Origin of the sequence: Streptomyces sp. NPDC059564 (assembly GCF_042735575.1) — a bacterium.
Taxonomy (GTDB): domain Bacteria; phylum Actinomycetota; class Actinomycetes; order Streptomycetales; family Streptomycetaceae; genus Streptomyces.
Genome location: NZ_JBHWBP010000294.1, coordinates 1 through 9659, shown reverse-complemented (window position 1 = coordinate 9659; position 9659 = coordinate 1). Strand labels below are relative to the sequence as shown.

Here is a 9659-nt window from a genome sequence, read left to right as displayed (position 1 = left end):
GTCCGGGTCCGCCGTCGCGGACCTGCAGGGCGGCCCCGCCGTCCGGGGCCGCGTCGACCGCGAGGACCAGCGGCGCGCCCCGGGGCGTGGCCCGCAGGGCGTTGCGCACCAGCCCGTCGAGGAGCTGCCGTACGCGGAAGGCGTCCGTCGCGACGACGACGGGCCGCCCGGGCCGCTCCAGCCGCAGCTCGACGCCGTCGCGCGCGCAGGGCCCGGACCAGAAGGCCGCTGCCTCGGCGAGGACCGCGCCGAGGTCGGCCGGGGCCGTGTCGAGGCGGAAGTCGTCCGCCTCCAGCCGGGCCAGGTCCAGCAGGTCCGCGAGGAACCGGTCCAGGCGGCGCGTCTCGTCGGCCAGGATGCTCCCGACCTCGGGCACCCGGTCCGCCTCGATCAGACCGTCCGCGAGCGCCTCGGCGTACCCCTGCAGGGCGGTCAGCGGCGTGCGCAGGTCGTGGGAGACCGACAGCAGGAACTCCCGCTGCCGGTTCTCGCTGTGCGCCAGCGCCGCGTCCAGGCCGTTCAGGGCGCGCCCGATGTCCTCGGTCTCCCGCGGACCGTCCACCGGGGCCCGCACGCCGCGTTCGCCGTCGGCGAGCCGGTGCGCGACCTGCGCCGCCTTCACCAGCGGACGGGCGATGCGGCGGGCCAGCAGCGCCCCGGCCAGCGCCGCGCCGAGCATGCCGGCGATCAGCGGCGCGATCACGTTGCGGCGGATCTGGTTCGTGTTGTGGGTGACGACCGCGTACGGCTCGGTCAGTACGACCGCGCCGCCGCGTACGCCCGGCTGACCCACCAGCAGCACCTCCTGTCCGCCCAGCACGCCGGTGGTGGAGACGGCTCGTCCCGCCAGCAGGGCCGACTTCGATACCAGGTCCACGGCGGGGGTGGCGGTGCCGCTCACCGTCCCGTCCGGGGCGATGACGGCGAGCTCCACGCCGTTCGGCCCGCCCAGCGCCTGGGCGCCGTTGAACAGCGCCCCGGACAGGACGGGCAGGCGGCTGAGCACCGTGGCCTGCCGCGTCAGCTGGTCGCGTTCCCGCTGCTCCGCTCCGTGCGCGGCCGTCTGCCAGGCGATCAGCCCGGTCAGCGCCACCGCCAGCGCCGCCACCACGGTGGTCAGCACCACGATGTTGCGCGCGAGCGAGCCCCGGCCGGCGGGGCGGGACGGCCTCACGTACGGGGAGCCGTCGCGCTGTAGCCGACGCCGCGGACCGTACGGATGGGGCTCGCGTCCCCGAGCTTGGCGCGCAGCTGCGAGACGAACACGTCGACCATCCGGGTGTCGCGGTAGCCCGCGTACCCCCAGACCTGGGCGAGCAGCTGCTCGCGGGTGAAGACCTGCCCCATGTGCCGCACGAGGTGCGCGAGCAGGTTGAACTCGGTGGTGGTGAGCTCGACCGGCGCGCCGTCGCGGCGCACGGTGCGGCTGACCGGGTCCAGGCTGAGCCGGCCGACGGTCTCGGGCGCCCCGCCCGGCGGGCCCGCCGCCCTGCGCAGCACGGTCTTGACCCGGGCCACCAGCTCGCGCGGCGAGAACGGCTTGGTCAGGTAGTCGTCGGCGCCCAGTTCGAGGCCGAGGATCCGGTCGGCCTCCTCCCCGCGCGCGGTGACCAGCAGGACCGGCGTCCAGTCCCCGGCGTCCCGCAGCGCACGGCAGAACGCGATGCCGTCCAGGCCGGGCAGGCCGATGTCCAGCACGATCGCCACCGGCCGCATCCGCTCGGCGGCCGCGAGCCCGGCGGTCCCGTCGGCCTCCACGTGCACGCCGAAGCCCTCGCGCGCAAGGTAGAGCCGCTGCACGTCGGCGATGTGACGCTCGTCCTCGACGATCAGTACGAGGCCCCTGGAATCCGTCATCGCTGCCCTTCATGCCCCTCACCTGCGCCGAATGCGGCGATGGTATCCGCGCTGCCTGTGGCCCCCGGTCGTCAGGTGCCCCAGATCCCGCGGTACGCCTCGCGGTAGCCGGGCGGGTCCCAGGAGGTGGCGCCGCGGCTGTTTGCGGCGGTGGAGATGTGGACCGGCGCGACGTAGCCGCTGGGGGGCCGGCCCGCGAAGGCGCGGTTGAACTCGTCGACGATCTGCCAGCCCTGCAGGGACAGCGGCTCGGGGACGGTGGCGGCCTGGTACTGGCCGCTGTTGACGCGCTGGAAGGCGGACGGATCGCCGTCGCCCGCGCCGATGTTGAAGGGCGGGCCGGAGCCCGGCTTGCCGGCCGCGCGCAGGGCCGGAGCGGCGTCGGCGAAGTAGAGGTCGTTGATGGCGACGGAGTCCGTCCAGCGGTCCTGGAAGCGGGACAGCAGCGAGGAGACCTCCTGGGGGGTGCGGCTGCTGGCGTCCGGGATCGGGATGTTCTCGGACGCCAGGAGCCGTACGCCGGAACAGGTCGCGAGCTGCTTCTTGATGAGTTCCGACTTGTTCTTCGCGAAGGGGATCGAGTCGTCGCTGAAGACGACGACTCCCGCATTGCCCTGGGAGCGGGAGATGATCCAGTCGGCGCTGATCTTCGCCACGTCCTCGACCTTCGTGGTGACGTTGGTGAAGAGCCCGGCGTCCTCGTCGGGGCCGGGGGCGCCCACCGCGTGCCAGCCGATGACCGGGATGTGTTCCGCCCGGGCCCGCGCCACCTGGCGGGAGGTCAGCCGGGGGTCGAAGCCGCCGATGACGATGCCCGAGGGCTTGAGGGCGATGGCATCGCTGAGCGCCGCCTGGAGTCCGGCGGGAGTGCCCCCGCCGTCGACCACCCGGACGTTCCAGCCGATGGCCTTCGCGGCCTCGCCGATCCCCCGCGCGACGCCCGCGACGCCGGGGTTGGTCATGGTCTGCGCGACGTAGACGAGGGTTTTGCCGGGTACCGCGGCGGGGCCGCCGGCCGGGCCGGTCCAGGTGGCGTCGGTCTTCTCCGCCCGCCGGACGGCCGCCCGGGCCGCGGCGAGGGCGGCGGGGCAGCCCGAGGGCGAGGGCGCGCCGCCGGCCGACGGGCCGCTCCCGCATCCGGCGACGAGGGCGGCGGCCGCCGTCAGCAGGGCTGCGGCGGTGAGGGTGGCCTTGTGGTTGGGGTGCACGGTGCTCCTGACGCGGGTGCGCTGCGTTCTGTTTCCGGTCTACGGGTGGTCGGTCGCGGTGGCTCCGGTACGCAGCCGGCGACGGGCGGAGTACCCGGCCAGGCCGACGGCGATGAGCAGGGTCGCGCCGTTGAACAGCGGCGTGGCCCAGAACCGGGCGCCGAGCTGGCCGATGCCGGCGAGGCCGATGGCGAGGACGGCGACGGCGACGAGGGTGCCGAGGGCGTTGGCGCGGCCGGGCCTGATGGTGGTGGAGCCGAGCAGGGCGCCGACGAACGCGGGCAGCAGGTAGTCCAGCCCGACGCTCGGGTTGCCGGTCTGCTGCTGCGCGGCGAGGAGGACCCCCGCGAAGCCGACGATCAGGCCCGATCCGGCGAAGGCGTACACGGAGTACCGGCGGGTGGGGATGCCGATGATCCCGGCGGCGCGCGGGTTGGAGCCGATGACGTACAGGTACCGGCCGAGCGGCAGCCGCTCCAGCACCACCCACAGCGCGGCGGCGACGGCCAGCACGTAGAAGGCGGGGAGCGGCAGTCCGAGGAACCGGGAGTCGAAGAGGCCGGTGAAGGACGCGGGCAGGCCGTCCGGGCCGGGGACGATCCGGGCGCCGTCGGTGACCCAGCCGGTGACGGCGTACATCATGCTGCCGGTGCCGAGGGTGGCGATGAAGGAGTCGATCTGCCCGAACTCGACGATGACACCGTTGAGCGCCCCGACCACCGCCGCTCCGGCCACCACCACGAGGCAGGCGAGGGGCCAGGGCCAGCCTTCGTTGACGAGGAGCTCCATCACCATCACGTGCGCCAGGCCGAGGCCGTAGCCGATGGACAGGTCGAACTTGCCGGTGGCGATGGGGACCGTCGCGCCGAGCGCCATGATTGCGGGGATCGACTGGTTGGAGAGGATCGAGGAGACGGTGTCCCGGGTGGGGAAGGTGTGGGGCAGCGCGAGGGAGAACACCAGGAAGAGCAGGACGGCGAGCACCAGCAGGCCGTAGCCGCCGATCAGGTGCCCGCGCAGGCGGTGTCCCCGTACGGAGCGGGGCGAGGAGGACGTGGCAGGGGTCATCGGCTCGTCGGGTCTCCGGTGACGGGCGGCATGGCCGAGGCGGTACGGGTGAGTTCGGCGACGGTGAGGGCCGCGCCGGTCAGCTCGGCGCCCACGGAGCCGCGTACGAACACCAGCGCGCGGTGGCACACGCCCGCGACCTCCTCGAAATCGGTGGAGACGAGCAGCACCGCCAGGCCGGAGGCCAGCGCCTCGTCGAGCAGCCGGTGGATCGAGGCCTTGGCGCCCACGTCCACGCTGGCGGTCGGCTCTTCCAGGACGAGCAGGCGCGGTCCGCCGCGCAGCAGCCACCGGCCGACCATGACCTTCTGCTGGTTGCCGCCGGACAGGGTGGCGATCGGCACCTCGCCGTCGCGGGGGTGCACCGAGAACCGGTCGATCAGGGCGGCGGTCTCGGCGCGCTCGCGCCGGGGGCTGATCCAGCGCGGCGCGGGCCCGCCGGCGGCCCCGGGGTTGGCGTGGAAGTTCTCCCGTACCGTCAGTTCGGCGGCGCAGCCCTCCTCCTGACGGTTGCCCGCCACGAGGCCCACGCCGCGGGCGAGGGCGGCACGGACCGTACGCGGGTGGTACGGGCGGCCGTCGAGCAGTACCCGCCCGCCCAGGATCGGCCGGGCCCCGGCGAGGGCGCGGCCCAGGTCCGCGTGGCCGGCGCCGGTGAGGCCGACCATGCCGAGGACCTCGCCGGCCCGCAGCTCCAGGCTGACCCCGAGGGCCTGCGCCGTGCTCACGCCGTCGAGGCGCAGGAGGGGCGGGCCCGCGGCGGGCGTGGTGGCCGGGCGGTGGCCGGTCGTCTCCCGGCCGACGATGGCGTGCACCAGCCGGGCCGGGCTGTGGCCGGCGAGCGGACCCCGGTCGACCACGCGGCCGTCGCGCAGGACGGCGAAGGTGTCCGCGACCCGGTACACCTCGTCGAGCCGGTGACTGACGTAGAGGATGCCGTGCCCCCGGTCGCGCAGGGAGTGCAGTACGTCGAACAGCCGCGCGCAGTCGGCGGCGGGAAGGGTGGCGGTCGGCTCGTCGAGCACGATGAGTTCGGCCCGGGTGGCCAGGGCGCGGGCGATGGCGACGAGCGCGCGTTCGGCGGGGGCGAGGCCGGAGACCGGGGCGTCGGCGTCCAGGTGCCCGGCGACGAGCCGCAGGGCCCGTGCGCACCGCTCCCGCGTCCGCCGCCACGAGATCAGCCCGCGGCGGCGCGGGTAGCCGGTGCCCAGGGCGATGTTCTCGGCCACCGTCATCCATTCGACGAGCCCGAGATCCTGGTGGATGAAGGACATGTTCCGGGCGGCGGCGTGGGAGCGGAGCGGGTGCCCGGCTACCGTCACCTCGCCCTCGTCGGCGTGGTGGACCCCGGCGAGCACCTTGATGAGGGTGGACTTCCCCGCCCCGTTGGGGCCGAGGAGGGCGAGGACGCTGCCCCGGTGGACGTCGAGGTCGACGGCGGTCAGGGCGCGCGTGCCGCCGAACCGTTTGCCGAGACCGCGGATGCGGACGAGGGGTTCCGCGCCCGACCGCGGGGCAGGGCCCGTCGAGGTGTCGGGAGGAGCGTCATGCACAGACTTCTCCGGGGGTCGGCCTCCGAGGTGTTCCCGACTGCATGCGGGATTCTATGCGGATCTGAGGCGGTATATCCGGCATTGGCCCGCCCGAGAGCGCCGGTACCCGGTCACGCCGCGTCCAGGGTGCACTCGGCCCAGATGACCTTGCCGGAGGTCGTGTACCGGGTGCCCCAGGCCTGGGCGAGCTGGGCGACGAGGAACAGCCCGCGGCCGCCCTCGTCGGTGCTGGCCGCGTAGCGCATGCGCGGGGCGGTGCTGCTCCCGTCGTGCACCTCGCAGATCAGGGAACGGCCGTGGATCAGGCGCACCCGGATGGGCTCGCTGCCGTAGCGCACGGCGTTCGTGACCAGTTCGCTGAGCAGCAGCTCCGTCGCGAAGGCGGATTCCTCCAGCCCCCACCGGCTCAGCTGCTCCATGGCGGCGGCGCGGACGTCGGAGACGCGGGCCGGGTCGGCGGCCATGTCCCAGGCGGCGATCCGGTCGGCGGGCAGGGCGTTGGTACGGGCGACGAGCAGGGCGATGTCGTCGCCGGGGTGCTCGGGGGCCACCGCGTCCATGACCGCCTGGCAGGTTTCCTCGGGGGCGCGGTCCGGGTGGGCCAGCGCGCCGCGCAGCTGGTCGAGGGCCGCGTCGACGTCGCGGTGGCGGTCCTCGATGAGCCCGTCGGTGTACAGGACCAGCTGGCTGTGCTCGGGGAGGGTGATCTCGACCGATTCGAAGGGCAGGCCGCCGAGGCCGAGCGGGGGCCCGGCGGGCAGGTCGAGGAGGGTCACGGTGCCGTCGGGGCCGACCAGTGCGGGCGGGGGGTGGCCCGCGCGGGCCATCACGCACTGCCGCGAGGTGGGGTCGTAGACCGCGTACAGGCAGGTGGCGCCGACGATGCCGCTGCTGCCCGGGATGGGATGGTCGCCGCCCTCCTCCCGGTCGAGGCGCACCATCAGGTTGTCCAGGTGCGTGAGGAGCTCGTCGGGGGCGAGTTCCAGCTCGGCGAAGTTGCGGGCGGCGGTGCGCAGCCGGCCCATCGTGGCGGCGGCGTGCAGGCCGTGGCCGACGACGTCGCCGACGAGGAGGGCCACGCGGGTGCCGGACAGCGGGATGACGTCGAACCAGTCGCCGCCCACCCCGGATTCGGCGGGCAGGTACCGGTGGGCGACCTCGACGGCGTCCTGCTCGGGAAGGCCGCGCGGGAGCAGGCTGTGCTGGAGGGCGAGGGCCAGGGTGTGTTCGCGGGTGTAGCGGCGGGCGTTGTCGATGCAGAGGGCGGCGCGGGCGGCGAGTTCCTGGGCCAGCGCGCGGTCGTCGTCGCCGTACGGGGCCGGGTCCTGCGAACGGTAGAAGCTGGCGATGCCGAGGAGGACGCCGCGGGCCAGCAGCGGGACGGTGATCAGGGAGTGGATGTTGTGCGCGAGCAGCAGCTCGGCGTGTTCGGGGTCCTGGGCGATCCAGCCGAAGGCGGCCTTCAGATCGGGTTCCAGCACCGGCTGCCCGGTGATCATGCAGCGCACGTGGGGCGTGGTCGGGCTGAGGGTGACCTGCTCGCCGACCGGGTAGAAGGGGCAGTCCTCGCGGATGCCGTGGACCACCGTGCGGTGCATCTCGGTGGTCGGTCTGGGGGGCTCCTCGCCGCGCAGTACGCCCTCGGGCAGGTCGATCGTGACGAAGTCGGCCAGTCGCGGCACCGCCGTCTCGGCGAGCTCCCAGGCGGTGCGGTCCACGTCCAGGGTGGTGCCGATGCGGTTGCTGGCCTCGGCCAGCAGCTCCAGCCGGCGCCGCGCCGCGACGGCGTACTTGCCCACTTCGGGCTCGCCGACCAGCACCAGCCCCCGCACGGTGCCGGTGGCGGAGCCGTCGGCGCGCGGGGCGTCGACGGTACGGGGCCTCGTGGGCGCGGGCCCGGGGGCGGCGGGCCCGGGGGGCACGGCTCCGGGCGGCGCGGCGGGGTGCGGCCCGGGCTCGGCGTGGCCCGGCGCCGGGGCGTGCCGCTCGGTGTCCTGCGGGATGAGCGCTTCGATGACGACGCCCTCCACCCCGGAGGCGCTCGTCACGGGGCGGCTCACGAGGGTGACGTGCCGGCCCCGGGACAGGGGCACCTCGGTGGCGGCCCGCCGGACCGAGGACATCAGCTCGGTGGCCTTCTCCTTGAGGATCGACTGGTCGGACTGGTCCAGCTCGCTCTGCAGCAGCTCGGCCATGGCGAGCGGGTACTCGCCCCAGCCCGGCCCGCCGTTGTGGGCGGCGTGGCTCCCGGCCTCGAGGTAGGCCCGCAGCAGCCCGCGCTCGCGCGCCGAACTCTGTTCCATCAGGCGCCGTTCGACGGCTTCGGCCGCCCGGCGCACCAGCGCGACCAGCCCGGGGTGGGCGTCGGTGTAGGGGTAGCCGAGGCACAGGACGCCCTCGATGTGCCCGCTGAGCTGGTCGCGTACGGGGGTCGCGGTGCAGGCGCTCGCCTGGGAGCGCTCGGCGAAGTGCTCGGCGCCGTAGACCTGGACGAGCTGCCGCTCCGCGAGGGTCAGACCGATGCCGTTCGTCCCCGCCACCCGCTCCGCGAACACGAAACCGGGCAGGAGCTGGATGGGGGAGAGGTGCCTGGTCAGGGCCTTGTCCCCGAAACGGCGTTCCAGCACGGTGCCGTGTCCGTCGGCGAGGCAGATGTTCATCTGGCTGCCCGCGAAGATCGACTGGAGCCGGTCGAGCACGGGTCCGGCGGCACGGACGAGGGGACCGTCCTGGTCGAAGTCCTCGTTGAAGGGGAGCTCGGACTGGTCCGGCGACAGGCCCAGGAGCCGGCAGCGCTGCCACGAGCTCAGGATCGGACCGCGCACGCCGCCGTCGGCCGATCCGGCCTCCTCGCCGTGCAGAAACCGGTCACGGGAACGCACGGGGCCGATGCGGTCACCCACGACCCCCATCTGCACCACTTCCCCTCACCGGAACGCTCTCGATAGCCCGATTTGAGTATATTCCTCACATATTCGGGGCGGAGGTGGGAGCGGGATAGCCCGTGGGCCGGAGCTTTACAGGATCGCAACCGGATTCACGGGCGAACCGGTCCCGCCGGGGACGTTCAGCGGCGTCACGACGAGCATGAACGCGTACCGGCCCGCCTCGGCGCAGGCCGCGGACAGCGGTTCCAGGTCGAGGTTGTCCAGCAGCGGCACCCCCATGGCGGTGATCGCGAGGGTGTGCACCGGGGAGTGCACGCCCTCGACCGGGGAGGGCCGTACGTCGCTGTCCCCGTCCCCGCCGAGCAGGGCCACGGCCCGCTCGGCCAGCAGTGGCAGGGCGTCCACGTGCCAGCCCGCGCTCGCCGCGCCGGGGTCCCAGGGGCCGGTCTCCCGGCGCCGCCGGAAGCGGCCCGTCCGCAGGAGCACCGCGTCGCCGTCACCGATGGTCACGCCCAGTGCCCGCTCGGCGGCGGTGACGTCGTCCGCGTGCACCGCCCGGCCGGGCTCCAGCCAGTCGACCCCGAGGACGGCGGGCAGGTCGAGGAGGATCCCCCTGGTCACGAGCGGGCCGAGCGCCGCCACCGCCCCGAAGCGGGCGCCGCCGGCGCCGATCGCCCCGCGGGCCGTCCGGCCGTCGTACAGCTGCCCTCGGTAGGCCATGTGTGACAGCGCGTCGAGGTGGCTCACGGCCTTGCCGTGGTAGTCGGCGCCGAGGAAGTCCTTGTACGCGGACGGTTCGCCGGCCTCCACGTCGCCGAGGTCGGACATGTAGTGCAGGGCGGGCCGCGGGTTGTCCGGGCCGGGCCGCGTGGCCCAGGGGAGCCCCATCGGGACGGTCGTGCCCGACCGGACCAGGGCGGCGGCCCGGCGCACGTGCTCCGCCGTCACCCGGTTCCAGGCACCCCGGTCGGCGGCGGCCCACCGGCCCCAGGTACGGACCGACTCGAAGAGCGCGTCGAACTCCCGCCGGGAGACGGCGGGCCCGTTGCCGGGGTTGCTGTTCATGCGTACCGCGCTCCCAGGTC

The 9659-nt window shown here is 74.5% G+C and carries 7 protein-coding genes; all 7 read right to left on the bottom strand.

Translation table 11 applies throughout. The features are described from left to right. Positions 1 to 1174: histidine kinase dimerization/phospho-acceptor domain-containing protein (locus tag ACFV0Q_RS32265; RefSeq protein WP_385010168.1), on the bottom strand; the 1174-nt coding region annotated here is incomplete at its 3' end. After that, positions 1171 to 1857, bottom strand: a complete 687-nt coding sequence (locus ACFV0Q_RS32260; RefSeq protein WP_385010167.1) for a response regulator transcription factor — start codon at positions 1855 to 1857, stop codon at positions 1171 to 1173. The genes ACFV0Q_RS32260 and ACFV0Q_RS32265, both read right to left, overlap by 4 nt. A 71-nt stretch (positions 1858 to 1928) precedes the next feature. Further along, positions 1929 to 3065, bottom strand: coding sequence for a substrate-binding domain-containing protein (locus ACFV0Q_RS32255; RefSeq protein ID WP_385010165.1), 1137 nt, complete (start codon positions 3063 to 3065; stop codon positions 1929 to 1931). A gap of 39 nt (positions 3066 to 3104) precedes the next feature. Then, entirely contained in the window at positions 3105 to 4133 is a 1029-nt protein-coding gene (locus ACFV0Q_RS32250; RefSeq protein ID WP_385010163.1) for an ABC transporter permease, read from the bottom strand. Further along, the gene (locus tag ACFV0Q_RS32245; protein WP_385010161.1) at positions 4130 to 5686 is read right to left on the bottom strand and encodes a sugar ABC transporter ATP-binding protein; all 1557 of its coding nucleotides are present in this window, start codon (positions 5684 to 5686) and stop codon (positions 4130 to 4132) included. The genes ACFV0Q_RS32250 and ACFV0Q_RS32245 overlap by 4 nt, the downstream gene beginning before the upstream one ends. Positions 5687 to 5796: 110 nt before the next feature. Beyond that, the gene (locus tag ACFV0Q_RS32240; RefSeq protein WP_385010170.1) at positions 5797 to 8598 is read right to left on the bottom strand and encodes a SpoIIE family protein phosphatase; all 2802 of its coding nucleotides are present in this window, start codon (positions 8596 to 8598) and stop codon (positions 5797 to 5799) included. A gap of 105 nt (positions 8599 to 8703) precedes the next feature. Then, positions 8704 to 9639 carry a cyclase family protein gene (locus ACFV0Q_RS32235; protein WP_385010159.1) on the bottom strand — a complete coding sequence of 312 codons (936 nt, stop codon included), beginning with the start codon at positions 9637 to 9639 and terminating at the stop codon, positions 8704 to 8706. Between the last annotated feature and the right edge of the window lie 20 nt (positions 9640 to 9659).

Coding starts and splice junctions, on each gene's coding strand:
- ACFV0Q_RS32240 (WP_385010170.1), bottom strand. CDS start 8,598: ATGGGGGTCGTGGGTGACCGCATCGGCCCCGTGCGTTCCCGTGACCGG.
- ACFV0Q_RS32260 (WP_385010167.1), bottom strand. CDS start 1,857: ATGACGGATTCCAGGGGCCTCGTACTGATCGTCGAGGACGAGCGTCAC.
- ACFV0Q_RS32235 (WP_385010159.1), bottom strand. CDS start 9,639: ATGAACAGCAACCCCGGCAACGGGCCCGCCGTCTCCCGGCGGGAGTTC.
- ACFV0Q_RS32250 (WP_385010163.1), bottom strand. CDS start 4,133: ATGACCCCTGCCACGTCCTCCTCGCCCCGCTCCGTACGGGGACACCGC.